Origin of the sequence: Citrobacter sp. XY323, assembly GCF_025106035.1 — a bacterium.
In the GTDB taxonomy this organism is placed as follows: Bacteria; Pseudomonadota; Gammaproteobacteria; order Enterobacterales; family Enterobacteriaceae; genus Citrobacter; species Citrobacter braakii.
The window spans coordinates 68,174-93,769 of sequence record NZ_JANYUK010000013.1 but is presented as its reverse complement, the minus strand read 5'-3'; the positions used below and the strand labels follow the sequence as shown (position 1 = coordinate 93,769).

At 52.1% G+C, this 25,596-nt stretch carries 22 protein-coding genes; 8 read left to right on the top strand and 14 right to left on the bottom strand.

Translation table 11 applies throughout. From position 1 onward, the window contains the following. Positions 1–60: 60 nt before the first annotated feature. Positions 61–1,383 (bottom strand): xylose isomerase, encoded by a 1,323-nt coding sequence (gene xylA / locus N0B36_RS17870; RefSeq protein WP_153689912.1) that lies wholly within the window; start codon positions 1,381–1,383, stop codon positions 61–63. A 361-nt stretch (positions 1,384–1,744) separates the two neighbouring features. Here xylA and xylR point away from each other — a divergent pair, with 361 nt between their 5' ends. After that, positions 1,745–2,923 (top strand): D-xylose utilization transcriptional activator XylR, encoded by a 1,179-nt coding sequence (gene xylR / locus N0B36_RS17865; protein WP_049282794.1) that lies wholly within the window; start codon positions 1,745–1,747, stop codon positions 2,921–2,923. Positions 2,924–2,965: 42 nt separating this feature from the next. Here the strand turns inward: xylR and N0B36_RS17860 are convergent, their stop codons facing one another. Then, positions 2,966–3,790, bottom strand: a complete 825-nt coding sequence (locus tag N0B36_RS17860; protein ID WP_016154930.1) for a protein bax — start codon at positions 3,788–3,790, stop codon at positions 2,966–2,968. A gap of 316 nt (positions 3,791–4,106) precedes the next feature. Between N0B36_RS17860 and malS the strand changes: the two genes are divergently transcribed. After that, positions 4,107–6,137, top strand: a complete 2,031-nt coding sequence (gene malS / locus N0B36_RS17855; RefSeq protein ID WP_259688700.1) for an alpha-amylase — start codon at positions 4,107–4,109, stop codon at positions 6,135–6,137. 176 nt (positions 6,138–6,313) lie between these two features. Then, positions 6,314–7,564, top strand: a complete 1,251-nt coding sequence (gene avtA, locus N0B36_RS17850) for a valine--pyruvate transaminase (RefSeq protein WP_409065459.1) — start codon at positions 6,314–6,316, stop codon at positions 7,562–7,564. Between the two features lie 36 nt (positions 7,565–7,600). Here avtA and N0B36_RS17845 read toward each other — a convergent pair whose 3' ends face one another. Both N0B36_RS17845 and N0B36_RS17840 read right to left on the bottom strand, forming a co-directional pair. Beyond that, positions 7,601–8,074, bottom strand: a complete 474-nt coding sequence (locus N0B36_RS17845) for a 4Fe-4S dicluster domain-containing protein (RefSeq protein WP_153689910.1) — start codon at positions 8,072–8,074, stop codon at positions 7,601–7,603. Positions 8,075–8,310: 236 nt separating this feature from the next. Continuing rightward, the gene (locus N0B36_RS17840) at positions 8,311–9,051 is read right to left on the bottom strand and encodes a MipA/OmpV family protein (RefSeq protein ID WP_259688698.1); all 741 of its coding nucleotides are present in this window, start codon (positions 9,049–9,051) and stop codon (positions 8,311–8,313) included. Between the two features lie 121 nt (positions 9,052–9,172). On the opposite strand from N0B36_RS17840, the gene N0B36_RS17835 reads away from it, so the two are divergent. Continuing rightward, positions 9,173–10,126, top strand: a complete 954-nt coding sequence (locus N0B36_RS17835; RefSeq protein ID WP_216403936.1) for a LysR family transcriptional regulator — start codon at positions 9,173–9,175, stop codon at positions 10,124–10,126. Between the two features lie 47 nt (positions 10,127–10,173). On the opposite strand, the gene N0B36_RS17830 is transcribed toward N0B36_RS17835, so the two are convergent. The 9 genes from N0B36_RS17830 to N0B36_RS17790 all read right to left on the bottom strand — a co-directional run bounded on the left by N0B36_RS17830 (position 10,174) and on the right by N0B36_RS17790 (position 20,306). Further along, entirely contained in the window at positions 10,174–11,310 is a 1,137-nt protein-coding gene (locus N0B36_RS17830) for an HlyD family secretion protein (RefSeq protein WP_259688697.1), read from the bottom strand. 5 nt (positions 11,311–11,315) lie between these two features. Next, positions 11,316–11,639 carry a DUF3302 domain-containing protein gene (locus N0B36_RS17825; protein ID WP_016154947.1) on the bottom strand — a complete coding sequence of 108 codons (324 nt, stop codon included), beginning with the start codon at positions 11,637–11,639 and terminating at the stop codon, positions 11,316–11,318. Between the two features lie 184 nt (positions 11,640–11,823). Next, a complete protein-coding gene (aldB, locus tag N0B36_RS17820; protein WP_019078065.1) occupies positions 11,824–13,362 on the bottom strand; it encodes an aldehyde dehydrogenase AldB in 1,539 nt (512 codons plus the stop codon). A gap of 92 nt (positions 13,363–13,454) precedes the next feature. After that, complete coding sequence (gene yiaY, locus N0B36_RS17815; protein ID WP_046275792.1) at positions 13,455–14,606, bottom strand: L-threonine dehydrogenase; 1,152 nt, start codon at positions 14,604–14,606, stop codon at positions 13,455–13,457. Positions 14,607–14,794: 188 nt separating this feature from the next. Continuing rightward, on the bottom strand, positions 14,795–16,639 hold the full coding sequence (gene selB / locus N0B36_RS17810) for a selenocysteine-specific translation elongation factor (RefSeq protein WP_259688696.1): 1,845 nt from the start codon (positions 16,637–16,639) through the stop codon (positions 14,795–14,797). Then, positions 16,636–18,027, bottom strand: coding sequence for an L-seryl-tRNA(Sec) selenium transferase (gene selA, locus N0B36_RS17805; RefSeq protein ID WP_016154951.1), 1,392 nt, complete (start codon positions 18,025–18,027; stop codon positions 16,636–16,638). Before selA ends, selB begins: the two co-directional genes overlap by 4 nt. 98 nt (positions 18,028–18,125) lie before the next feature. Continuing rightward, a complete protein-coding gene (locus N0B36_RS17800; RefSeq protein WP_047501319.1) occupies positions 18,126–18,734 on the bottom strand; it encodes a glutathione S-transferase in 609 nt (202 codons plus the stop codon). Positions 18,735–18,804: 70 nt separating this feature from the next. Continuing rightward, positions 18,805–19,941 carry an HlyD family secretion protein gene (locus N0B36_RS17795; protein ID WP_016157740.1) on the bottom strand — a complete coding sequence of 379 codons (1,137 nt, stop codon included), beginning with the start codon at positions 19,939–19,941 and terminating at the stop codon, positions 18,805–18,807. Positions 19,942–19,943: 2 nt separating this feature from the next. Beyond that, positions 19,944–20,306 (bottom strand): DUF3302 domain-containing protein, encoded by a 363-nt coding sequence (locus N0B36_RS17790; RefSeq protein ID WP_103767001.1) that lies wholly within the window; start codon positions 20,304–20,306, stop codon positions 19,944–19,946. Positions 20,307–20,839: 533 nt separating this feature from the next. On the opposite strand from N0B36_RS17790, the gene mtlA reads away from it, so the two are divergent. The 3 genes from mtlA (at position 20,840) to mtlR (ending at position 24,711) form a co-directional block, all read left to right on the top strand. Then, positions 20,840–22,756 carry a PTS mannitol transporter subunit IICBA gene (gene mtlA / locus N0B36_RS17785; RefSeq protein ID WP_047501314.1) on the top strand — a complete coding sequence of 639 codons (1,917 nt, stop codon included), beginning with the start codon at positions 20,840–20,842 and terminating at the stop codon, positions 22,754–22,756. A gap of 219 nt (positions 22,757–22,975) precedes the next feature. Continuing rightward, positions 22,976–24,124, top strand: a complete 1,149-nt coding sequence (gene mtlD / locus N0B36_RS17780) for a mannitol-1-phosphate 5-dehydrogenase (protein ID WP_065554396.1) — start codon at positions 22,976–22,978, stop codon at positions 24,122–24,124. Beyond that, entirely contained in the window at positions 24,121–24,711 is a 591-nt protein-coding gene (gene mtlR, locus N0B36_RS17775; RefSeq protein WP_005120486.1) for a mannitol operon repressor MtlR, read from the top strand. Before mtlD ends, mtlR begins: the two co-directional genes overlap by 4 nt. A 12-nt stretch (positions 24,712–24,723) precedes the next feature. Here mtlR and N0B36_RS17770 read toward each other — a convergent pair whose 3' ends face one another. After that, entirely contained in the window at positions 24,724–24,930 is a 207-nt protein-coding gene (locus tag N0B36_RS17770; protein WP_016154958.1) for a hypothetical protein, read from the bottom strand. A 292-nt stretch (positions 24,931–25,222) separates the two neighbouring features. Here N0B36_RS17770 and N0B36_RS17765 point away from each other — a divergent pair, with 292 nt between their 5' ends. Further along, positions 25,223–25,585 (top strand): YibL family ribosome-associated protein, encoded by a 363-nt coding sequence (locus N0B36_RS17765; RefSeq protein WP_016154959.1) that lies wholly within the window; start codon positions 25,223–25,225, stop codon positions 25,583–25,585. Positions 25,586–25,596 lie beyond the last annotated feature (11 nt).

Genomic DNA, 25,596 nt, shown 5'->3' with positions numbered 1-25,596 from the left:
CCTTAAAGAAAGGCCCGGTCGCGCGAGCTGACCGGGCTTACGGACATGCTCAGAGACCCGTTATTTGTCGAACAAATAATGGTTCACCAGATTTTCCAGCAATTCCTGATGACCGCTCTGGTGCACTGGCGCCAGGTTGTGTTGTTCAGCGTACTGCGCAATTTCCGTCAGCGTCATCTGCCCTTTCAGAATTTGCTGGCCCAGCTCACCATTCCAACCGGCATAACGTTTAGCCACGCGCTGATCCAGACCACCGTCTTCAATCATACGCGCCGCAATTTTCAGCGACAGCGCCATGGTATCCATCGCGCCAATATGACCATAGAACAGATCGTATTTATCGGTACTCTGACGACGAACCTTGGCATCGAAGTTCAGGCCACCGGTGGTGAAGCCGCCGGCTTTCAGGATTTCGTACATCACCAACGCATTCTCTTCTACGCTGTTCGGGAACTGGTCAGTATCCCAGCCCAGTTGCGCGTCCCCACGGTTGGCATCGACAGAGCCAAACAGGCCCAGCGCGATAGCGGTGGCGATTTCGTGATGGAACGAGTGACCCGCCAGCGTGGCGTGGTTGGCTTCGATATTCAGTTTGATCTCTTTTTCCAGACCGAACTGCTTGAGGAATCCGTATACGGTCGCCGCATCGTAATCGTACTGGTGCTTGGTCGGTTCCTGCGGCTTCGGCTCGATAAGCAAAGTGCCCTGGAAACCGGTTTTGTGTTTGTGTTCCACGACCAGTTGCATGAATCGGCCAATTTGCTCACGTTCCTGCCGCAGATCGGTATTCAGTAGCGTTTCATAGCCTTCACGACCGCCCCACAGAACGTAGTTTTCACCGCCTAATTTATGCGTGGCATCCATAGCCGTAACCACCTGCGTGGCGGCCCAACTGAACACTTCTGGATCCGGGTTCGTGGCCGCGCCCGCGCCGTAACGTGGGTTGGTGAAGCAGTTTGCCGTTCCCCACAGCAGCTTCACGCCGCTCTGTTCCTGTTTTGCCGCCAGTACATCAACCATCTGCGCAAAATTGTTTTTGTACTCTTTCAGCGACGCACCTTCCGGCGAGACATCCACGTCATGGAAGCAGTAGTAGGGCACGTTCAGTTTGTGGAAAAACTCGAACGCCACGTCCGCCTTGCGCTTCGCTAATTCCAGCGCTTCACCGGGCTGCTGCCACGGGCGATTAAATGCACCAACACCAAACATATCTGCACCATTCCAGCAGAAAGTGTGCCAGTAGCAGGCAGCAAACCGCAGGTGATCTTCCATACGCTTGCCTAACACGATTTCGTCTGGGTTGTAATGACGAAATGCGAGCGGGTTGGTGGACTGAGTTCCTTCAAAACGTACACGATCGAGTTGGTCAAAATAAGCCGGCATAATAAGCTCCATAATCAGGTAATACGGCAAGTAAACTGCGATATGGCTATACTGGAATTTCCTGATTTATTGCTCAATTACGTTATTTCACACCGCGATTAAGAGAATACCCAAACGTGCGCTGGCTCCCAAAAAAACGCGCTGAAAAAAGAAATAAAAAGGCGATCACGATCGAAGGTTAGCCATTAAACAAAAAACCGTAATGCGCAGATAAAAAATGACAATTGTCATCCCGCTAGCAGTATGTAAATTTTGCGTAGCCTCAGGCAATCAGGAAATTTGTCACGCTTCATCAAGCAGTCGTACCTGCGGTTTTGCTAGTATCGACAGGCCCACGTTAACCTTTCCAGGACAGGTTCTTATGTTTGATAAACGTCACCGCATCACTCTGTTATTTAATGCCAATAAAGCCTATGACCGCCAGGTGGTAGAAGGAGTGGGTGAATATTTACAGGCATCGCAATCCGAGTGGGATATATTCATTGAGGAAGATTTCCGCGCCCGTATCGATAATATTAAAGACTGGTTGGGCGATGGCGTTATTGCTGATTATGACGATGATGATATTGCGCAATTACTTGTCGATGTCGATGTTCCGATCATCGGCGTTGGGGGTTCCTACCATCTGCAGCAAGATTATCCACCAGTACATTACATTGCCACCGACAACCACGCGCTGGTAGAAAGCGCCTTCCTGCATCTGAAAGAGAAAGGGATTAACCGCTTTGCATTTTATGGTCTTCCGGCTTCAAGCGGTAAACGCTGGGCCGCAGAACGTGAATATGCGTTTTGCCAGTTGGTTGCTAAAGAGAAGTACCGCGGCGTCGTCTATCAGGGGCTGGAAACCGCACCGGAGAACTGGCAGCACGCGCAAAATAGGCTGGCGGACTGGCTGCAAACTCTGCCGCCGCAAACCGGCATTATCGCGGTCACCGACGCGCGGGCACGACACGTCCTGCAAGTCTGTGAACACCTGCATATTCCCGTACCGGAAAAACTGTGCGTGATAGGGATAGACAACGAAGAATTGACCCGTTACCTGTCACGGGTAGCGCTGTCATCCGTGGCTCAGGGAGCCAGACAGATGGGATATCAGGCCGCAAAACTCCTGCATCGTATGCTGGCGAATGAAGAACTGCCGCTGCAACGCATTCTGGTTCCACCGGTGCGTGTTGTAGAACGTCGTTCAACCGATTACCGCTCCTTGACCGATCCAGCGGTAATTCAGGCGATGCACTTTATTCGTAATCATGCCTGTAAAGGCATTAAGGTTGAACAAGTGCTGGATTCAGTAGGGATTTCACGTTCGAATCTGGAGAAACGCTTTAAAGAAGAGGTCGGAGAGACCATTCACGCCGTGATTCATGCCGAAAAGCTGGAAAAGGCACGCAGCCTGTTGATTTCTACCACGCTTTCAATCAACGAAATTTCACAGATGTGCGGCTACCCATCTCTGCAGTATTTCTATTCGGTATTCAAGAAAGAGTACGACACGACGCCAAAAGAGTATCGCGATGTGAACAGTGAAGTGTTGCTATAAGGATGATAGCCGGAGGGCGAAGTCGCCATCCGGCACTCGAAATTACATATGCGCGGCGATTAAACGCTGGTTGTCCTGATACATTGCGAACAGATAGTTGTTATAACTCTGTCCCTTAGTGGAATAACCCTTCAGCTTATGGATCATCGCGGTGGCGGTGACTTCCTGATCGGCTTTACGCAACTGCGCACGTGACTTACGGAAGGAAGAGTAGGCCGGATGCGTATTCAAATTAATGACGTAAGCATTCACCGACTCTTTCACTGATTCAAATTGTGAGTAGCCTTTCACCTTACCCGGTGCATTGTTACAACGACCCTTGCCACATTTCATGCCAAACAGGTTGTTGTTGCTACGCGCCAGCTTCGACGTACCCCAGCCGCTTTCTGCCGCAGCCATGGTTGCCACCATACTGGTCGGGATAATGTCTACACGCTCAAGCAGCGTGTTCCACGGAATTTTACGCGTGTTACCAGACCAGTTCACCTTGTAGCGCTTCGCGATGTCTTTCATACGCGTACGCTCAGTCGGTGACCAGCGGTTCTGGTACTGTTTTGAAATCAGCCAGTTACGGTCCGCCGTAATGGCAGCATTTTGACTGGTAATATAAGGCATAACCGTCCGGAGAAACGCTTTTTTCCTTGGTGTTCCGGAAGGGTATTTTCGCAAATCAGGAAGTGAACTACTCTTTGCACTATTGCGAGAATACTCTTGTTTACTGCTAACCTGTTTATTACTTGCCTTGGTTATCTGGGGCTTGTGACTCGTTGTCGCCGTGTGTGTCTTTGCCAGCACCTCACCCGAAAATGCAACGGTGAGTAACATAAGAATCATTGCCCCATATCGTCGAATGGGAGTCAATATCATTAGGTCTCCTGGTCGGATTTATACATTCCAACACCTTATATTTTTCACAAAAATGAGAGATGAATCTCAAATCATATCAAAAATAGCCGTCAAGAGCACCCACAGGAATAGTCCAATTCTGAAACTATGTCACGTATTAACGGTTCTGGGTGCCATTAATTCGAAGAAAATGTGGAGGTTATCGCAAAATCAGTTCATTTTTTGCGCGCGATCGCTCACCCTCCCTTCTCCTCCTGGCGGAATCAACTCAAAGGAGGAGTTTCCGGCCTGATTTCACTGGCAAACTGGCGAAAATCGCAGCATCAAGGACAGCACTATGAAACTTGCCGCCGTTGCGCTGGCGCTAATGCCCGGCATTGCCATCGCCTCATCATGGACGTCTCAAGGACTTCCCACCTTCGAAGCGGAAGGTACGGGAAAATTCGTCAGCCATGCAGCGTTGACGAAGGGTACCCGTCCTTTAACCCTAAATTTTGACCAACAGTGCTGGCAGCCTGCTGATGCGATAAAACTCAACCAGATGCTGTCGCTAAAACCTTGTGAAGGCACGCCGCCACAGTGGCGTTTATTCAAAGACGGCGATTACACGCTGGAAATCGATACCCGCTCCGGTACGCCAACGCTGATGCTGTTGGTAAAAAGTGCTAAGGACACCGTCACCACCCAGATTCGCCAATGCCCGAAATGGGACGGTTCACCATTAACGCTGGACGTGAGCCAGACCTTCCCGGAAGGTGCCGTGGTGCGTGATTTCTACAGCCAGCAAACGGCAACGGTAAAAAACGGGTCGATTACCCTACAACCCGCCGCAACAAGTAACGGGCTGTTGCTACTGGAACGGGCAGAAACCGATGCCCCCGCCGCTTTCGACTGGCATAACGCCACGGTGTATTTCGTCCTGACGGACCGCTTTGTGAATGGCGATCCGAGTAACGATCACAGCTATGGGCGTCGCAACGACGGCATGCAGGAAATTGGCACGTTCCACGGTGGCGATTTGCGCGGGCTCGCCAGCAAACTCGACTACCTGCAACAGTTAGGCATCAACGCCCTGTGGATCAGCGCGCCGTTTGAGCAAATCCACGGCTGGGTCGGCGGTGGCGCCAAAGGGGACTTCCCCCACTACGCTTACCACGGCTACTACACCCAGGACTGGACCACGCTTGACGCCAATATGGGAAACGAAGCGGACCTGCGCGCGCTGGTTGATGGCGCACACCAGCGCGGCATCCGTGTCTTGTTTGATGTGGTGATGAACCATACCGGCTACGCCACGCTGGCGGATATGCAGGAGTATCAGTTTGGGGCACTGTACCTATCGGGCGATGAACTGAAAAAAACGCTCGGGGAACGCTGGACGGACTGGCAGCCATCCGCCGGGCAAAGCTGGCACAGTTTCAATGATTACATCAACTTTAGCGATAAAGCTGGCTGGGAAAAATGGTGGGGAAAAAACTGGATCCGCACCGATATTGGCGATTACGACAATCCTGGCTTTGACGACCTGACGATGTCGCTGGCTTTCCTGCCCGATCTGAAAACCGAATCCACCACGCCTTCCGGGCTGCCAAACTTTTATCAGCACAAGCCGGATACGCACGCCAAAGCCATCGCCGGCTACACACCCCGGGATTATCTGACGCACTGGCTCAGTCAGTGGGTGCGTGATTATGGGATTGACGGCTTTCGGGTCGACACCGCTAAACACGTCGAGCTTCCCGCCTGGCAGCAGCTAAAAACACAAGCCAGCGCGGCGCTGCTCGAATGGAAGAAAGCCAATCCGGAAAAAGCGCTGGATGATAATCCCTTCTGGATGACTGGCGAGGCCTGGGGTCACGGTGTGATGCAAAGCGACTATTACCGTCACGGCTTCGATGCGATGATCAATTTCGACTACCAGGAGCAGGCGGCAAAGGCCGTTGATTGTCTGGCAAATATGGACCCCACCTGGCAGCAGATGGCGGATAAATTGCAGGACTTCAACGTCCTGAGCTATCTCTCCTCGCACGATACACGTCTGTTCCGCGAAGGTGGAGACAAAGCCGCCGAGCTATTGCTGCTGGCACCTGGCGCGGTTCAACTCTTTTATGGCGACGAGTCGGCCCGCCCCTTTGGCCCAACCGGCTCAGACCCATTACAGGGTACGCGCTCAGAGATGAACTGGCAGGATGTGACCGGGAAATCTGCCGCCAGCGTCGCCCACTGGCAGCGAATCAGTCAGTTCAGGGCCAGACATCCCGCCATTGGCGCCGGTAAACAAATCACGCTGCCGCTGAAGCAGGGATACGGATTTATTCGTGAGCATGGCGACGATAAGGTGATGGTGGTGTGGGCCGGTCAGCCCTGATCCCGGCAGGCTTCTCGCTGTCCACGCAGCGGGAAGCCTTACTCAACATTAAAAACCAGCCAAATAAAAATCAGTAGCACAAAATCTCAATCCAGCCTCATACCCCTGATTTGCACCCTGCCATGGGTAGCGCTATGGTTAGCCACTTTACTACTCAGTTCGACAGACCACCTGCTATGACATTCTCACTTTTTGGCGACAAATTTACCCGCCATTCAGGCATCACACGCCTGATGGAGGACCTTAACGACGGTTTACGCACCCCAGGCGCCATCATGCTCGGTGGCGGCAATCCGGCGCAAATTCCAGAGATGCAAAATTACTTTCAATCTCTGCTGGCAGATATGCTGGAAAACGGCAAAGCCACTGATGCGCTTTGCAATTACGATGGTCCACAAGGTAAAACCGAGCTGCTGACTGAGCTGGCGAAACTGCTACGTGAGAAGCAGGGTTGGGATATCGAGCCACAAAATATTGCACTGACAAATGGCAGTCAGAGCGCATTTTTCTACTTATTCAATCTGTTCGCCGGACGCCGCGCCGACGGAACAACGCAAAAAGTGTTGTTCCCGTTAGCTCCGGAATACATTGGCTATGCCGATTCCGGGCTGGAAGAGGATCTCTTTGTCTCCGCGCGTCCAAATATCGAACTGTTACCAGAAGGTCAGTTTAAGTATCACGTTGATTTTGAACACCTGCACATCGGTGAAGAGACGGGCATGATCTGCGTGTCACGTCCGACAAATCCGACAGGCAACGTGATCACCGATGAAGAGCTGATGAAGCTGGACCGGCTGGCTAACCAGCATGGGATCCCGCTGGTGATTGATAACGCCTATGGCGTACCGTTCCCCGGCATCATCTTTAGCGAAGCGCGCCCGCTGTGGAATCCCAACATTGTGCTGTGCATGAGCCTTTCCAAGCTGGGTCTGCCAGGCTCCCGCTGCGGCATCATTATCGCGAATGAAAAAATCATCACCGCCATCACCAACATGAACGGCATTATCAGTCTCGCGCCTGGCGGAATGGGTCCGGCAATCATGTGCGAAATGATTAAGCGCAACGACCTTCTGCGTCTGTCCGAGTCGGTGATCAAGCCGTTTTATTATCAGCGCGTTCAGGAGACGATTGCGATCATTCGCCGCTATTTATCTGAAGATCGGTGCCTTATTCATAAACCGGAGGGCGCGATTTTCCTGTGGTTATGGTTCAAAGATTTGCCTATCAGCACCGAACTGTTGTATCAGCGTCTGAAAGCGCGCGGCGTGCTGATGGTTCCCGGTGATTACTTCTTCCCTGGTCTGGATAAACCCTGGCCGCATACGCATCAGTGTATGCGGATGAACTACGTGCCAGAACCGGAGAAAATAGAAGCTGGAGTGAAGATTCTGGCTGAAGAGATCGAACGCGCCTGGCTGGAAGGCTAACGCAAATCCCGACCTAACCACAGGTCGGGACTCACATTACTGTGGTAGTGAACCCAGGCGCTGGCGCTGAATACTGACGGCATCTATACACTGCAACGCGCTGGTCGGACAGGCTTCGACACACGCGGGTCCCGCATCACGGTGCCAGCATAAATCGCACTTTATCGCCTGCACCCGTGACGAGCGGGCGACGATATTCATTGCCCCAAACGGGCAGGCCAGCATACAACTTTTACAGCCAATACAACGCGTCTGTTCAACGAAGATATGCCCATGTTCACGACGAATTGCGTGCGTCGGGCAGACATTTGCACAGGGAGCGTCCTCGCATTGATGGCAGGCGACTGCCGTCGTAAAGGCGTCGTCTTTGATCACGCGGATGCGCGGGGTAAACGCAGTGGAAGAGACCGACGCGCAGTCCTGGTTTTGCTGGTGCGCGACGACGCAGGCAACTTCACAGGTACGACACCCAATACATTTTGCCGCATCCGCCATAATAAACTCGTTCATTGCACCCTCCGTCTGCGTGAAAACCACAGAGTGCCAGAGAGGTTGCCCCTGACGCCTTGATCGGACAGGGGAAACGGTTAAATATTGTCAGGTGCCTGAACAACTATGGCGATCCGCCTAATCGCGAACAGTAAAACCCAGCTCATTGGAAATGGCCGGATGACGATGCTTCGGGTCTTATCCGGTCTATCACATTGAAAAGATTGCCCTCCTCCCTGAGGACAAACGGGTGAGAATCAGAAACGCCAGGTCAGACCGGACATAAAGGTAAAGCTGTCATCACGGTCAACCATCGGGCTATTTTTAATATCATCTGGCAGCGCACTATAGTTGGCGCTGGCCAGCAGCGTCAGATTGCTGGTCAATGCGTATTTAGCGTACAGGCCAACATACGGTGTCCAGCTATCGCCAGGGGAGTAGCTTGATAACCCACTACGGCGGGATTCATTGCCAGAGATGCCGTAGTAATATTCGTTGAAGTTTTCGTCATAGTAGAGCACGCCAATCGCCGGCGTCAGCGTCAGCTTGCCCATCGGCATTTGGCGAAACAGAGACATTTCCCCAACCCAACCGTTGCTGTTGTCCAGCACATCCGCTGCTGCGGAGACTTTCACGCTGCCCCATTTCTCATGGTGATACCATGCAGCACCCGCCATCGCGGTTGCGTCACGCTTGTTCAGTTGCTTCATCGCTTGATCGTCGTTATCACCCGGATCAAACTCAAGCGGCATGTACGAGGCAGTAATGCTAAATTCATTACTTTCATTTTTTGAAAGAATATAACCTAACGTTGTTTGCCTAAAATAAAATGATTCACTTTCATAACTGACAAGCGGTACTGCGTGAACGTTATCATTATATCCACGATAAGGAGATTCGTTATATACAGCGCCGCCGCCAATAGAAAATTCTGCGGCAGTTGCGCTCGCCATAAATGAAAAGGCGAATAGCGCCACAATATTGCGTTTAATTAACATGCCCACATTCCATTTTAAAATAAGATACAAAACGCGTGCATAATAATGCTTACAATTTCATCGGTGCAAGATTCATATTTATATAGTAATATATACAAACATATATATATTGGGTTTGGCGATGAACAAATTACAACTCAAACACCGGGAACTGAAGATTATTTCGGTAATTGCTGCCAGTGAAAACATCAGTCATGCCGCTACGGTTCTCGGCATCGCACAAGCCAACGTTAGTAAGTATCTTGCTGATTTTGAATCCAAAGTTGGACTAAAGGTATTTGATCGCACCACTCGACAGCTCACCCTCACACCGTTTGGTACAGCGCTGCTTCCTTACATCAATGACATGTTGGACAGAAACGATCAGCTCAATAATTTCATTGCTGATTATAAGCACGAAAAACGTGGCCGGGTAACCGTATATGCACCGACGGGCATAATTGCTTATTTATCGCAACATGTGATCGCAAAAATTCAGGATATCGGTGGAATTAGTCTCTCACTTAAAACATGTAACCTGGAACGAAAGGCATTTTTTGAAGGTGTCGACTTTCCTGAAGATTGTGATATTTTAATCACCTATGCACATCCTAAAGATGAATCTCTGGTTGCCAGTTTCATTACTAAATATGCGGTGACGGCTTTTGCCAGCCCTGAGTATATCAAAGCACATCCTATTAGTAGCCCTGATGAACTGGAAAAACATTCCTGTATCCTGATTGATTCCATGATGATAGATGAGGCTAATATCTGGCGTTTCACTTCTGCCGGAGGCAAGGAGATGCACGATTATCGGGTGACCGGAAATTATGTCTGCGACAATACACAGTCTGCACTGGCGCTGGCACGTAACCATCTGGGCATTGTTTTTGCGCCAAATGCGAGTATCCAAAAAGATATTGAATCCGGGTCGCTGGTTCCATGTTTCTCAGAACAACATGAATGGTGGCTGGATTTGGTGGTGATTTTCCGCAAACGTGAATATCAGCCATGGCGGGTACAGTTTATTCTTGATGAGATGTTGGCAGAGCTCCGCCAGCAACTTACTCAGGCGCTGGAACAGCAGCCTGAGTAAGCGAAATTAGGGACCAGGTTCAAAATGGTAAGCAAAATAGCCTGCGCCTAGTGATCGAGATACAGATAATGCACCCAACTGGTCATACGCAGCAGAACCTTACGCATCACTGACACATGGGTGAAGTGATCAGAATAAACCGCGACCTGCGCATAAATCCCATCAGGCAGAGCGTTCACATCCACATTATCATTCAGCTCAATCGTGGCGATCACCCCTTCCGATCCGGGCGTAGAATTTAAGGATTGCAGCGCCCCATTCGACTGGTATGTTCCCCCCGGTACGGCCGGACTGATGGCAGCCAGTTTGCCGCTGAAAACCTTACCCGGCAGGGCGTTAAACACCACTTCAGCTTCATCGCCTGGCTCCAATCGCAGCAACGAGTTTTGCCGGAACTGGGCGATAATTTGCCGTTTTTGATCCGGAATAAACACCATCACCGGACGCATAGGCAGCGCGGCGGCATAGGTTCCCGGTCGCATCAGCACCTGCGTAACGTAACCATCGCTGGGCGCACGAACCACTGTCTGGTCCAGGTTGAACTCCGCTTCGGCTAACTGCGCTTTCAGGCTGGCAATTTGCGAATTCTCACCCTGCACCAGGCTGTCTAACTGACTCTGGATTTGCTGTTGTTCCGCAACGGAGGATTTCACCGCTGCTTCCTGCGCCAGATAATTTTGCCGCGCCGCATCGATATCGCGTTCAGAAAAAGGATTGACCTTCGCCTGACTCCCCTGCGCATAGCGCTGGTAATCTTTAGCTAGCTTGTCACGGGTAGCCTTTACCCGCTGCGTGTTGGCTTGCATTTCGTCTAACTGCGCCACCAGCACCTGCTCTTTATGTTGTGCGGTGACAATATCAGCTTTCAGGCGATCCATTCGTGCCTGATAACGTCCCGGATTAAGTTTAAACAGCACCTCACCTTTTTTGATCAGCGTATTCTTCTTATCCGTCACTTCCGTCACGACCCCCGTGACCTGCGGTACTACGGGAATAGAAATTACCGCCTTTTGCGCCTTAAATGTATACGGATGGTTATAATTCATCAGTAATATAAGCCCGCAAACAATGAATATACCGCCCAATGCTGCAGTGGGTACTGTCCATTTATTGGCAGGAATTTTAAAAATCTTAAATATTGACCATGCGCACGCCACATAGGTCAGAACGATCAATAAATCCATCGATATTACTCCGCCGGAGAGGTCTTCGCCTCACCCAGTTTCTTTTCCAGATCGGCAACCCTGGCCTGCAACTGGATCAGGGAAGAATCCGCGCTTTGCATGCCCCACCCGCGTTCCGGGCGATAAAGCGTTGCCCAGATCCATAAAAAGGGCCACATGACATGTAAGGTAAACAAACTCACCCAGCCCGCGACATGTATTGCGTCAGCATGAGGATGGTTACGTTTCTTTGCAATGAGATAGGGAATATCATGCAGAATAATAATCCCGTAAAAAATGACCAGGAATACAAAAATAAGCACTCCTAATGCAAAATAATTAAGGAACATATTTGCCTCAGGGATTTAAATTGAAAATTCGGCTGCAATTTGATTTACACAATAGAGTTGATAATAGTAGTGGAATGACCAGATTGGATGCAATCGTCTTATTTATATAACGATATATGGGTTTATATATAACTGCAGAATAAAGATATGCCCGGCGCAAAACCGGGCAATAAGTGATGAGAAATTAAAATAGTCCCAGCGGTTTATCTGAGTAGCTCACCAGCAGACATTTGGTTTGCTGATAATGCTCGAGCATCATCTTATGCGTCTCGCGCCCGATGCCTGACTGCTTATAGCCACCGAATGCCGCATGGGCCGGGTAAGCATGGTAACAGTTGGTCCAAACACGCCCCGCCTGAATCCCACGGCCCATCTTGTACGCCAGATTTCCATTACGGCTCCAGACACCAGCGCCAAGCCCATATTGGGTGTCATTGGCGATTTCCAGCGCCTCTTCCATGGTTTTAAAGGTCGTGACGGCCAGCACGGGCCCGAAGATCTCTTCCTGGAAAACCCGCATGTTGTTCTTGCCAAACAGAATGGTTGGTTCGAGGTAATAACCTTCTTTTAAGTCACCATCCAGTTGCTTGCGCCGCCCACCGGTGAGAACGTCGGCCCCTTCTTTCTTACCAATATCGATGTAATTCAAAATGGTTTCCAGTTGACCATGCGAGACCTGCGCACCCATTTGCGTCACGCTGTCTAACGGGTTGCCGCTGCGAATACTCTCCACCCGGCGAATAGCTCTTTCCATAAAACGTTCGTAAATAGATTCCTGTACTAACGCACGGCTCGGACAGGTACACACTTCACCCTGATTGAAGGCAAACAGCGCGAAACCTTCCAGCGCTTTGTCAAAAAACGCATCTTCTTCATCCATCACATCAGCGAAGAAGATATTGGGCGATTTCCCACCCAGCTCCAGCGTGACGGGAATAATGTTCTGCGTAGCGTATTGCATGATCTGCTGCCCAACTTCCGTTGAGCCGGTAAACGCCACTTTCGCAATGCGTTTAGACGTCGCCAGATACTCACCGATTTCCCCACCCGCACCGTTTACCACGTTTACCACGCCTGGCGGGAGCAGATCGCCGATGACTTCCATCAGCAACAGCACGGACAGCGGCGTGAGGCGCGCGGGTTTAAGCACGACGCAGTTACCCGCCGCCAGCGCGGGCGCCATCTTCCAGCTGGCCATCAGCAGCGGGAAGTTCCACGGGATAATTTGCCCTACCACGCCAAGAGGTTCATGGAAGTGATAAGCCACGGTCTCGCTATCAACCTCGCTTATACCCCCTTCCTGCGCACGAATACAGGAAGCGAAATAGCGGAAATGGTCAATCGCCAGCGGAACATCTGCCGCGCTGGTTTCGCGGATGGGTTTACCGTTATCCCAGGTTTCTGCCGTCGCCAGCAGTTCCAGGTTTTGCTCCATACGATCGGCGATTTTGAACAGTATCGCCGCCCTGTCCTGCACGGATGTCTGTGCCCACTTGTCTTTTACTTTGTGCGCGGCATCCAGTGCCAGATCGATATCCTTTTTGCCGGAAGAGGCCACTTCGCACAATAATTGCCCGGTTACCGGCGTCAGGTTTTGGTAATACTCGCCGTCCACCGGGGCAACCCAGTCACCGCCGATAAAGTTATCGTATCGGGCTTTTAACTTCAGAGGGTAACCATACTCGCCGGGATAAATACGCGTTGAAGGGGGGTTATTGGTCATGACCGTCTCCTTGCTGTAGGGGTACTACAAGGGTAGACGGGGCTGGCGAATTATTCGCCAGCCATTTACTGCTTTACGACAGGTATCACGAATTACATGGCAGCGCGATAAATCGCCATGATTTCTTCATGAGTCGCCTGAATCGGGTTAGTGAAACCGCAGGCATCTTTCAGGGCATTGGTCGCCAGTACGGCAATATCCTCTTCCTTTACGTTCAACTCACGCAGACCGGCCGGGATATTCACTTTCTGCGCCAGTTCGCGGATCGCCGCGATGCAGGCTTCCGCCCCTTGCTCTGCACTCAAGCCAGCAACGTCCACGCCCATTGCCGCAGCGCAATCACGCAGGCGAGCGGCAGCCACTTTGCTATTGAAGACCTGCACATGCGGCAGCAGCACTGCGTTACATACACCGTGCGGCAGATCGTAGAAGCCGCCCAACTGGTGCGCCATTGCGTGCACATAACCAAGAGAAGCGTTGTTAAAGGCCATGCCCGCGAGGAACTGCGCGTAAGCCATGGCTTCGCGCGCCTGAGCATTGCTGCCATCTGCAACGGCGACCGGCAGGTTTTCCGCAATCATGGTGACCGCTTTCAACGCGCACGCATCGGTAATCGGCGTTGCAGCAATAGACACGTAGGCTTCAATGGCGTGGGTCAGCGCATCCATACCGGTTGCCGCTGTCAGGGACTTCGGCATGCCGACCATCAGCGAGGAGTCATTAACGGACAGCAGCGGCGTAACGTGCTTATCCACAATCGCCATTTTAATGTGGCGTACTTCATCGGTAATGATGCAGAAACGGGTCATTTCAGATGCCGTGCCCGCGGTGGTGTTAATGGCGATCATCGGCAGCTGTGGTTTTGCAGAACGGTCCACACCTTCGTAATCGCGAATATCGCCGCCGTTAGCCGCCACCAGCGCAATGCCCTTCGCACAATCGTGCGGAGAACCGCCGCCGAGGGAAATAACGCTATCACATTCATTTTCTTTCAGTATGTGCAGGCCAGCAGCGACGTTACTGGTCGTGGGATTAGGATGCGTACCGTCGAAAATTACACTGAAAATATCACGTTCCTGTAATGCTTTTTGAATCTCGCCAGCCATACCTAATTTTGTCAGCATGGCATCCGTGACAATCAGCGTACGACGAAAACCATATTCCGCCATTGTATTCATTGCGTCTTTTAATGAATCAGCGCCAATTACATTCACGGAAGGAATAAAAAATGTTGAAGCAGCCATTGTACGATCCTTAATTACTCTAAAGAGTCAGGAAGCATACGAGTGAAATATCCAACAAAATATGATCGTGGTTGTTATTTTAATAACACCCACAATTAAAAAGCACATTAGGTTCATAATCTAATGTGCTTATTTCAATCAATATTTATTTTGTATTAATTCATTTAATTCCTGAATTAATTGTTTCATTACTTTTCGGGAAACAACAAAGCATCGCGTAATAAATGATCATTTCCCCGGCGACGCGTAAAACCAATGCGGTCAAAATATTCCAGAATCTGGATAGCCAATTTGCGTCCAACGTTAAGCCTGTCGCGGAAATCGGCAGCACAGGTCGATCCTTTCTCCTGATCCAGTTCGCGGATCATATTGGCAAAGGCCACAATCCGATCGTTACGGTAATAGCGATCTTTGACGATCGCGGTGATGATGCCTTGCTGCGCTGCTTGTCGTAACGCCACACGCATCATCTGTTCATCTGTGCCCGTCTGTTTTGCCAAATCGCGCACCCACCACGGCTCATCGCCAAAAAGCGGTTCTGCTTTTTGCCAGATAGCCTGCTGCTCTTCGCTGAAACCGGCCTTATGATCCGGCAAATGCAGCCAGCCATGATGGCTATGGATGGCGCCGCTCTCACGCATCTTTTCAATCAGCAGCAGGACCAGCGCTTCATCTTCCATCGGCAAAGCCATACGGCGCAGGCGTTCTCGCCCAGGTCCTGGTTCATCACAGTGCTGCTCGTGGTACGTCGCCAGCGTATCAAGGACTTTCCGCTGCCAGCGCGCTGCAACGGCAGCATTCAACAGACTGTATCCCGCCTGAATAAAGCCATGCAGCTCAATCAACGGACGCATACCGTTACCGTTGAGCTGACGCGCCCAGGCGAAGTCAGGAATATTCACCGCCCCGCGCGTCAGATGCAGCGCCAGAGCTTCGCCGTCACTCTGTACCTTCTCCAGCGCTGCCAGCCACTGCAAATATTCCGGCTTACGCTTCCCGCGACGCGGCGGATTGAGCGTTACCACGCGCGCGCCAGCCAGCGTCGTGCGGGCCGAAATATCGCGTAGCACCAGACGGTCGTTATCGGCGAGCCAGAGCGGTGTATCAAACACCAGTTCCGCCAGCGTCCCTTCAAGCAGCGAGATTCTCCCGGTGACATGGCTGGCCGCGTGGTGAATATGCAGCGGTTGCCACTGCATCAGCGGCGCGGCATGCTCTAAAGAGACAATCACGCGGGTAAACGCCTCTGGCGGTGCATCGGACAGCAGCCAGTCGCCGCGGTTAAGCTCTTCTTTTTGTGCATCACCGGCAATATTCAGCGCAATACGTTGCCCCGCCTGCGCGCGATCGGTGGCCTGATTTTGCGCATGCAAGCTACGTACGCGCATCGGTTTGTTGACGCCCGTGAGCCACAGCGTGTCACCAACAGTCACCTCACCGCTAAGCGCCGTCCCGGTCACCACCAAACCCGCGCCTTTGACCGTAAAGGCACGGTCAATCGCCAGGCGAAAGCTGCAATCGCGGGCATGCTCGCGCGACGTTAATTGCTGTAAATGATCGCGCAGTTCTTCGATTCCACGACCTTCACTGGCCGCCGTCACGAACAGAACCGCATCGGCGAATCCATAGTTCTCAAGCGCAGTATGCACCTCAGTACGTACCGCGTTGATGCGATCGTCATCCACACGATCGGCTTTCGTGAGCGCCACGGTGATCTGCGGATTGCCCGTCAGTTGCAGAATTTGCAAATGCTCACGCGTTTGCGCCATCACGCCGTCATCACACGCCACCACCAGCAGCGCATGGTCGATCCCGCCGACACCCGCCAGCATGTTGGACAAAAACTTTTCGTGTCCGGGAACATCGATAAATCCCAGAATCCTTCCGTCCGGCTGCGGCCAGTAGGCATAACCGAGATCGATGGTCATGCCGCGCTTTTTTTCCTCCGGCAAACGGTCGGCATTCACGCCGGTAATCGCCTGTAATAACGTTGTTTTTCCGTGGTCAACGTGTCCGGCGGTTGCAATAATCATTTCAGCATCATCTCCATAAACCGGGTCTCGTCCTCAAGGCAGCGCAGATCCAGCCATAAGCGACCATCATAAATTCGCCCAATGATCGGCACGGGCAGCGCACGCCAACGGGCGGCCAGTGCTTCGAGGCGGCTACCGCGCCCGTCATGTGGCGTAAAGGTTAATGCCGCGCTGGGCAGCCTATCAACAGGTAGCGAACCGCTGCCTATCTGCGATAAACAAGGCATAACGTTCAGGGCGAATTCGTCGCCGTAATGATCAGCAAGCCGTGCCTGTAATTGTTGTGCCTGCGCGTGGACAGCCTCCTGCGAGCGGGTGAGCTGGCGTAACGTCGGCAACTTCGCTGCCAGCGCTTCCGGGTGCAGGTAGAGCCGCAGCGTCGCTTCCAGCGCAGCCAGCGTCATTTTATCAGCCCGTAATGCACGTTTCAGCGGATGGCTCTGTAAGCGCGCGATCATCTCTTTTTTACCGACAATAATCCCTGCCTGCGGCCCTCCCAGTAATTTATCGCCAGAGAAGCTCACCAGGCTGACGCCAGCGGCAATCAGCTGTTGCGGCATCGGCTCCTGCGGTAATCCATACTGGCTGAGATCAACCAGCGAGCCGCTGCCGAGATCCGCCACTACCGGAACATCCAGCTCCTTGCCAATAGTGGCCAGCTCTGCCTCATCCACCGACTTCGTAAAGCCTTCGATGCTGTAATTACTGGTATGCACTTTCATCAGCAGACCGGTGTTTTCATTTACCGCCTGACGATAATCTTTCGTGTGGGTCCGGTTGGTGGTACCCACTTCGCGCAGAATACATCCGGCCTGACACATCACGTCCGGAATACGAAATGCGCCGCCAATTTCTACCAGTTCTCCACGTGAAACGACCACCTCTTTGCCGTTAGCCGTGGCCGCCAGCATCAGCAAAACTGCTGCCGCATTGTTATTGACGATACAGGCGTCTTCCGCCCCCGTCAGACGGCAGAGTAAATCCGCCAGGGCCCGATCCCGATGTCCACGCCCGGCATCATCCAGGCTGTATTCCAGCGTCACCGGCGTGCGCATCGCCTGCACCACCGCCTCGATCGCTTCTTCGGCCTGCGATGCGCGACCAAGGTTGGTATGCAGCACCGTTCCGGTCAGGTTAATTACCGGACGCAGCGCACTTTGCGATTCTCGTTCCAATCGGGCGCAGGCCTCTTGCGCCCAGTCCTCACACCATGCAGGGAGCGCGTGCGTGTCGCGAATAGCTTCTCTGGCTTCGTCGAGCATGTGACGCAGCAGGTCAACCACCCGGGTATGACCGTGAGACTCACGTAAAGCTGGGAAGGCGCTATCGCGCAATAAACGATCGATCGCAGGAAGCTGGCTGTAGAGTGAACGCATGTCGGTTGTCATGAAAGGGCCTGGCTGTTGGTGGCCCTCTCCACCGTGGAGAGGGATATCGATATAGGAAGGATTGTACCGTGACTTTGCTCAGGCGAGTATAATGTGTATCAAGCCTTTGGCGGTTCCGTACGGGCAAAACTTTCGCGTTGAAAGAGCGTTTCCACCAGTTTGACCAGACGCGGGCGATCAACACACCAGCCGGGCGCAACCCGACGGAAATTGAGATAACCGACGGCACAGGCAATCGCAATGGTTGCCAGGTTAACCGTATCCGTTTTCAGCGTACCCTCCGCCAGATAACCTTCCAGCATATCCAGACTACGGGTAATCTTTTCTCGCTGGCGTAACAGTTCGGTTTCTGACTGCTGCGCGGCGGGGCGAGCCTGTTCGCGTACCGAGACTAAACCGGCATCCATAATGCCATCGGCCAGCGCTTCCAACTGGCGTACCTTCAGCGCCGCCAGTGGTTCACGCGGCAGCATCGCTGGCGCAATATCCAGCAGTTCTATGTATTCCGCGATGATCGGAGAGTCAAACCAGTACTCGCCCTCATCGGTAACCAACGCGGGCACTTTTCCTAACGGGTTATAGCGTGCCACGCCGTTATCTGCGTTATAGGGGAGTTCATTCACAAATTCGAAGGTGATGCCCTTTTCCAGTAACAGAATAGAAATTTTACGCACAAAAGGGCTGGTATAGCTGCCAATGAGTTTCATGCCGGGTCCTTTTTGCCAACAAAAATATCAGTATGGCTCAGGTCAGTGCAAATGGCAGGTGATGACGGTCTCAATGATCCAAATAAAGGTAATGCATCCAGCTGGTCATGCGCAGCAGCACTTTACGCATCACTGAAACATGAGCGAAATGGTCGGAATAGACCGCCACCTGGGCATAGATACCGTCCGGCAGCGCATCCACATCGGCATTGGGAGCCAGCTCAATCGTGGCCAGCACGCCATCGGTACCCGGCACCACCGTTAAGGACTGTAATGCTCCCTGCGCCTGATAAGAACCGCCCGGAACAACCGGCAGAATGCTGGTGAGCTTGCCGGAGAATACCTGGCCTGGCAGCGCGTTGAAGACCACTTCCGCTTCATCACCCGGTTTAAGGCGCAGCAACGAATTCTGGCGGAATTGCGCCACGATTTGCCGTTTTTGTTCCGGAATAAATACCATCACCGGGCGCAGAGGCAGCGCGGCGGCATAGGTCCCGGGCCGGATAAGCACCTGCGTTACATAACCGTTGCTGGGCGCACGTACGATAGTCTGTTCAAGATTGTATTTGGCTTCAGCGAGCTGGGCGCGCAGAGACGCAACCTGAGATTGCTCTCCATTGACCATACTGTCTAACTGGCTCTGAATCTGCGTCTGTTCGGCAACGGAGCCTTTGACCAGCGCATCCTGCGCCAGGTAGTTTTGCCGGGCATTGTCGATGTCGCTTTCAGAGAATGGATTAACCTTCGCCTGACTACCCTTCAAATAGCGTTGATAATCTTTATACAGGCGATCTCGTTCAGCGGAAACGCGGGTGGTATTGGCTACGGCTTCAGACAGCTGCGCTTTCATATTGTCGATGTTGTGCGTAGCGGTCACCAGGTCGGCCTGCAGCCTGTCGACCCGCGCCTGATAACGAACGGGATCGAGTTTAAATAACACCTCGCCTTTTTTAATCAGCTGATTATTTTTATCTGTCACCTCACTAACAATTCCGGTGACCTGTGGGGTAACAGGAATTGAAATAACCGCCTTTTGCGCCGTAAAGGTATACGGGTGGTTATAGTTCATTAATAAAATGAGTCCCGCCACAATAAACACCCCACCTAATGCGGCGGTAGCAAGCGTCCATTGATTTACCGGAATACGGAATATTTTAAAAATGGCCCAGGCGAATGCCACATAGGTCAGGACAATCAACAAGTCCATGATCAAATCTCCGGAAAGGTGGAGTTATCGTTTTTTTTGTCCCCATCCAGTCTATTTTCCAACTGGGTGATGCGCGCGGCCAGCGCGGCAATTTCAGGGTCAGGTTCCTTCCCGGACGGCGTGATGTGGGACTGCATTCCCCAGCCTCGTTCTGGCTGATAGAGCGTGGCCCAGATCCACAGGAAGGGCCAAATAACATGCAGCGTAAATAAGCTCACCCAACCCGCCGTATGGATGGCATCGGCATGGGGATGGTTGCGCTTCTTAGCCATGTTATAGGGAATATCATGGATGGCGATGATTCCGTAAAACAGAACCAGAAAAACGAAGATCAGCACACCTAACGCGAAATAGTTTAGAAACATACCCGCCTCGTATTCACGCTAATCAGAGCTTTCAATTGCAGGCAGCCGAAAGGAGTCATGGCTGGTAATTTGAACATAATTGCAGTTAGTCATTTCCGCCATACCACCAGGGTATAAATTTTCAGGTTGATGGCTTGCGGGGTAGTTGCAAGAAATAGGTGATGAAACAGAATCCGCTCCAGATCACACCAGGAGAAATCCAGACAAATATTTATTGCGAAGTAGATCACAAATACCCAACAAACAGCCAAAACAAAAACGTGAACAACTTCACACTTAACGCCCGTTTTTAGCCAATTCTTGACCTGTGATGTTTTTTTGTACCGATATTTTGTGATGAAAATCACATTAACTAACGCCATACACCCTATATTTACGTGACAAACGTCACATAAAAAGTCGTCGACTGGACAGTTGAACGATTCAGTGCCAGATTTCGCAGTATCTACAGGGTCCGGCTACCTCCTGCCGCTACATTAACAAACCTCGGGCTTTAAGCCTGCGCGATAGCAAACATAAGAAGGGGTGTTTTTATGTCATCCGATATTAAGATCAAAGTGCAAAGCTTTGGTCGATTCCTCAGTAACATGGTGATGCCAAATATCGGCGCGTTTATCGCGTGGGGTATTATCACCGCATTATTCATTCCGACGGGGTGGTTGCCGAACGAAACGCTGGCGAAGCTTGTCGGCCCAATGATCACCTATCTGCTGCCGCTGCTGATCGGTTATACCGGTGGTAAGCTGGTTGGCGGCGAGCGTGGCGGCGTGGTGGGTGCTATCACCACCATGGGCGTTATCGTCGGTGCCGATATGCCAATGTTCCTCGGCGCGATGATCGCAGGTCCGCTGGGCGGCTGGGCTATCAAACATTTCGACAACTGGGTAGACGGTAAGATCAAGTCCGGTTTTGAGATGCTGGTGAATAACTTCTCCGCAGGCATCATCGGGATGATCCTCGCCATTCTGGCATTCCTTGGCATTGGCCCATTGGTTGAAGCACTGTCCAAAATCCTGGCGGCAGGCGTTAACTTCATGGTTGTCCATGACATGCTGCCGCTGGCGTCTATCTTCGTTGAACCGGCGAAAATCCTGTTCCTCAACAACGCCATCAACCACGGTATTTTCTCACCGCTGGGTATTCAGCAGTCCCATGAGATGGGCAAATCCATCTTCTTCCTGATTGAAGCTAACCCGGGTCCGGGTATGGGCGTTCTGCTGGCATACATGTTCTTCGGTCGCGGCAGCGCTAAGCAGTCTGCAGGCGGCGCGGCTATCATCCACTTCCTGGGTGGTATCCACGAAATTTACTTCCCGTACGTGCTGATGAACCCGCGTCTGATCCTGGCCGTTATCCTCGGCGGTATGACTGGCGTATTTACCCTGACTATCCTGAACGGCGGCCTGGTTTCTCCGGCTTCTCCGGGTTCTATCCTGGCCGTACTGGCAATGACGCCGAAGGGTGCTTACTTCGCGAACATCGCTGCTATCTGTGCCGCAATGGCTGTCTCCTTTGTCGTCTCAGCCATTCTGCTGAAAACCAGCAAAGTGAAAGAAGATGATGACATTGATGCCGCAACTCGTCGTATGCACGACATGAAAGCGGAATCCAAAGGTGCATCTCCGCTGGCGGCTGGCGACGTGACTAACGACCTGAGCCATGTGCGTAAAATCATCGTTGCCTGCGATGCAGGTATGGGCTCCAGCGCCATGGGTGCGGGCGTACTGCGCAAGAAAGTGCAGGATGCCGGTCTGTCTCAGATTTCCGTCACCAACAGCGCGATTAACAATCTGCCGCCGGATGTCGATCTGGTCATTACCCACCGTGACCTGACCGAACGTGCGATGCGCCAGGTGCCTCAGGCGCAGCACATTTCGCTGACCAACTTCCTCGACAGCGCCCTGTACTCCAGCCTGACCGAACGTCTGGTTGCTGCACAGCGCCACAACGTGAACGAAGAGAAAGTCCGCGATCACCTGAAAGACAGCTTCGAAGAGGGTGATACCCACCTGTTCAAACTGGGTGCGGAGAATATCTTCCTCGGCCGTAAAGCCACTAACAAAGAAGAAGCGATTCGCTTTGCCGGTGAGCAACTGGTGAAAGGCGGCTACGTTGAGCCAGAATACGTCGAGGCGATGCTGGACCGCGAAAAACTGACCCCGACTTACCTCGGTGAGTCCATCGCAGTGCCGCACGGTACGGTTGAAGCCAAAGACCGCGTGCTGAAAACCGGCGTGGTGTTCTGCCAGTACCCGGAAGGCGTGCGCTTCGGTGAAGAAGAAGACGACATTGCCCGCCTGGTCATTGGTATCGCCGCACGTAACAATGAACATATCCAGGTGATCACCAGCCTGACCAACGCTCTGGATGACGAATCCGTGATCGAACGTCTGGCCCATACCACCAGCGTGGATGAAGTTCTGGAACTGCTGGCAGGTAAAAAAGCTTAACCATTAAGTATCTCCAAAATAGTTCGAGCTGCAGAAAGGCGGCAACGCAGCGAATCCCAGGAGCGTACATAAGTACGTGACTGGGGTGAGCGAGGAGAGCCAACGCATCTGCAGTTCGAAATATGAAGGCGATATCCTCTCCCTTGTGGAGAGGGTTAGGTTGAGGGAAACGCCTCACCCCAGCCCTCTTGGGTAAAAACATTAATGAAGGTTAATACTATGAAAGCATTACATTTTGGCGCAGGTAATATCGGTCGTGGCTTTATCGGCAAACTGCTGGCGGACGCGGGGATACAACTGACGTTCGCGGATGTAAACCAGGTCGTGCTCGATGCCCTGAATGCCCGTCATAGCTATCAGGTTCATGTGGTGGGTGAAAACGAGCAGGTTGATACCGTTTCCGGCGTCAACGCCGTGAGCAGCATCGGCGATGATGTTGTCGATCTGATTGCCCAGGTAGATTTAGTCACTACCGCCGTCGGCCCGGTCGTGCTTGAGCGTATCGCTCCGGCCATCGCCAAAGGGCTGGTTAAACGCAAGGCGCAGGGCATCGCCACTCCGCTGAATATTATCGCCTGTGAAAACATGGTGCGCGGAACCACCCAGTTGAAAGGCCACGTTATGAACGCGCTGGCAGATGAAGACAAATCTTGGGTTGAAGAACATGTTGGCTTCGTCGATTCCGCCGTGGACCGCATTGTTCCCCCTTCGGCTTCTGCGACCAACGATCCGCTGGAAGTCACCGTCGAAACCTTCAGTGAGTGGATTGTCGACAAAACACAGTTCAAAGGCGAACTGCCTGACATCCCGGGAATGGAATTAACTGATAACCTGATGGCATTTGTCGAACGTAAACTCTTCACGCTGAACACCGGGCATGCTATAACCGCGTACCTCGGAAAATTGACCGGTCATCAGACCATCCGGGACGCGATTCTCGACGAGAAAATCCGTGCAGTGGTAAAAGGTGCGATGGAAGAGAGCGGCGCGGTACTGATCAAACGCTATGGCTTTGATGCAGCAAAACATGCGGCATACATTCAGAAAATCCTCGGTCGCTTTGAAAACCCGTATCTGAAAGATGACGTTGAGCGCGTGGGTCGTCAGCCGCTGCGTAAACTGAGCGCGGGCGACCGTCTGATTAAACCGCTGCTGGGCACGCTGGAGTATGGCCTGCCGCACGCGAATCTGGTCACCGGTATTGCTGCAGCGATGCACTATCGCAGTGAAGAAGATCCGCAGGCCCAGGAACTGGCCGCGCTGATTGACGAAAAAGGTCCACAGGCCGCGCTGGCACAGGTTTCCGGTCTGGATGCCAACAGTGATGTGGTGGCGGAGGCGGTTAACGCATATAACGCGACCAAATGATAGAGAATGTGGCGCAGGTCAGCCTGCGCCCAAATGACAGATTGTCAGATATGCAGGCAATAATGGAACAAACGCAGGCCTTTGAAAATCGTGTGCTTGAGCGTCTGAATGCTGGCAAAACCGTACGCAGCTTCCTCATCACCGCCGTAGAACTGCTCACCGAAGCGGTGAATATCCTTGTGCTTCAGGTATTTCGCAAAGACGACTATGCGGTAAAATATGCCGTAGAACCCCTGCTCGACGGCGACGGTCCGCTGGGCGATCTTTCCGTTCGTCTGAAGCTAATTTACGGTCTGGGCGTACTCAGCCGGCCGGAGTATGAAGATGCGGAGCTTCTGATGGCGCTGCGGGAAGAGTTAAACCATGACGGTAATGAATACGCGTTCACCGACGACGAAATTCTTGGCCCGTTTGGCGAACTCCACTGCGTGACGGCACTCCCGCCGCCACCGCAGTTTGATACCTCAGACTCAGGTTTGCACGCAATGCAGATTCAGCGCTACCAGCAGATGGTACGCTCCACGATGGTACTTTCCCTGACCGAGCTGATTTCTAAAATCAGCTTAAAAAAAGCCTTTCAAAAATAAGACCCTGCAGGCTTACTTCTCTTCCTGCTGCGGTCGATACAGCTGCCGATAATACGCCAGACGTTGCAGATACAGCTGCGCATTCTCCTGCGGTATTTCAGTAGGGACAACGTTGCGCGGTGGTGTTTTATTCAGATATTCGCGAAAAGCCTGGCTTGAAGCCATAAAATCGACCGTCTTATCAATAAGGGCCGAAACGTTCTCACCTATTTTCGCCATAATCTTCCCTCCTCCATGTATTAACCGCGCTCAGCCTGCGCGGTTGCTCATTTAAGTTTAGGATCGGTTGGGCGATTATATTGAGGAAAACGTGCTTCACTATGAACCCGTCAATAAAAAGCACTACGGCCGACCTTATCACTTAAAATTCCTTATTAATCAAAATGGTAGTATTTTCATTAGCTGAATAATACTTGCAACATTTGATTATTTATCTTCGATTAGTTGTGAATAATCCCGCTCTGCGCGCATACTATAGGATATTCATCCTATTTTTATCAGAAGCTATCCTATGAAAGAAGTCGAAAAAAACGAAATTAAACGCCTGAGCGATCGTCTGGACGCTATCCGCCACCAGCAGGCAGACCTGTCCCTGGTTGAAGCCGCCGACAAATATGCCGAGCTGGAGCAAGAGAAAGAAACGCTGGAAACCGAGATCGCGCGTCTGCGTGACGTCCACGGTCAGAAGCTGAGCAAAGAAGCGCAAAAGCTGGCGAAACTTCCGTTCCGTCGTGCTATCACCAAAAAAGAACAGGCCGACATGGGCAAGCTGAAGAAGAGCGTGCGCGGCCTGATCGTCGTTCACCCGATGACCGAGCTTGGCCGTGAAATGGGCCTGAAAGAGATGACGGGCTTCGCGAAGAGCGAGTTCTGATCTCCCACCGG

Excerpts from the sequence above, each read along its gene's own strand:
- xylA (WP_153689912.1), bottom strand. The coding sequence starts at position 1,383 with ATGCCGGCTTATTTTGACCAACTCGATCGTGTACGTTTTGAAGGAACT.
- xylR (WP_049282794.1), top strand. The coding sequence starts at position 1,745 with ATGTTTGATAAACGTCACCGCATCACTCTGTTATTTAATGCCAATAAA.
- N0B36_RS17860 (WP_016154930.1), bottom strand. The coding sequence starts at position 3,790 with ATGATATTGACTCCCATTCGACGATATGGGGCAATGATTCTTATGTTA.
- malS (WP_259688700.1), top strand. The coding sequence starts at position 4,107 with ATGAAACTTGCCGCCGTTGCGCTGGCGCTAATGCCCGGCATTGCCATC.
- avtA (WP_409065459.1), top strand. The coding sequence starts at position 6,314 with ATGACATTCTCACTTTTTGGCGACAAATTTACCCGCCATTCAGGCATC.
- N0B36_RS17845 (WP_153689910.1), bottom strand. The coding sequence starts at position 8,074 with ATGAACGAGTTTATTATGGCGGATGCGGCAAAATGTATTGGGTGTCGT.
- N0B36_RS17840 (WP_259688698.1), bottom strand. The coding sequence starts at position 9,051 with ATGTTAATTAAACGCAATATTGTGGCGCTATTCGCCTTTTCATTTATG.
- N0B36_RS17835 (WP_216403936.1), top strand. The coding sequence starts at position 9,173 with ATGAACAAATTACAACTCAAACACCGGGAACTGAAGATTATTTCGGTA.
- N0B36_RS17830 (WP_259688697.1), bottom strand. The coding sequence starts at position 11,310 with ATGGATTTATTGATCGTTCTGACCTATGTGGCGTGCGCATGGTCAATA.
- N0B36_RS17825 (WP_016154947.1), bottom strand. The coding sequence starts at position 11,639 with ATGTTCCTTAATTATTTTGCATTAGGAGTGCTTATTTTTGTATTCCTG.
- aldB (WP_019078065.1), bottom strand. The coding sequence starts at position 13,362 with ATGACCAATAACCCCCCTTCAACGCGTATTTATCCCGGCGAGTATGGT.
- yiaY (WP_046275792.1), bottom strand. The coding sequence starts at position 14,606 with ATGGCTGCTTCAACATTTTTTATTCCTTCCGTGAATGTAATTGGCGCT.
- selB (WP_259688696.1), bottom strand. The coding sequence starts at position 16,639 with ATGATTATTGCAACCGCCGGACACGTTGACCACGGAAAAACAACGTTA.
- selA (WP_016154951.1), bottom strand. The coding sequence starts at position 18,027 with ATGACAACCGACATGCGTTCACTCTACAGCCAGCTTCCTGCGATCGAT.
- N0B36_RS17800 (WP_047501319.1), bottom strand. The coding sequence starts at position 18,734 with ATGAAACTCATTGGCAGCTATACCAGCCCTTTTGTGCGTAAAATTTCT.
- N0B36_RS17795 (WP_016157740.1), bottom strand. The coding sequence starts at position 19,941 with ATGGACTTGTTGATTGTCCTGACCTATGTGGCATTCGCCTGGGCCATT.
- N0B36_RS17790 (WP_103767001.1), bottom strand. The coding sequence starts at position 20,306 with ATGTTTCTAAACTATTTCGCGTTAGGTGTGCTGATCTTCGTTTTTCTG.
- mtlA (WP_047501314.1), top strand. The coding sequence starts at position 20,840 with ATGTCATCCGATATTAAGATCAAAGTGCAAAGCTTTGGTCGATTCCTC.
- mtlD (WP_065554396.1), top strand. The coding sequence starts at position 22,976 with ATGAAAGCATTACATTTTGGCGCAGGTAATATCGGTCGTGGCTTTATC.
- mtlR (WP_005120486.1), top strand. The coding sequence starts at position 24,121 with ATGATAGAGAATGTGGCGCAGGTCAGCCTGCGCCCAAATGACAGATTG.
- N0B36_RS17770 (WP_016154958.1), bottom strand. The coding sequence starts at position 24,930 with ATGGCGAAAATAGGTGAGAACGTTTCGGCCCTTATTGATAAGACGGTC.
- N0B36_RS17765 (WP_016154959.1), top strand. The coding sequence starts at position 25,223 with ATGAAAGAAGTCGAAAAAAACGAAATTAAACGCCTGAGCGATCGTCTG.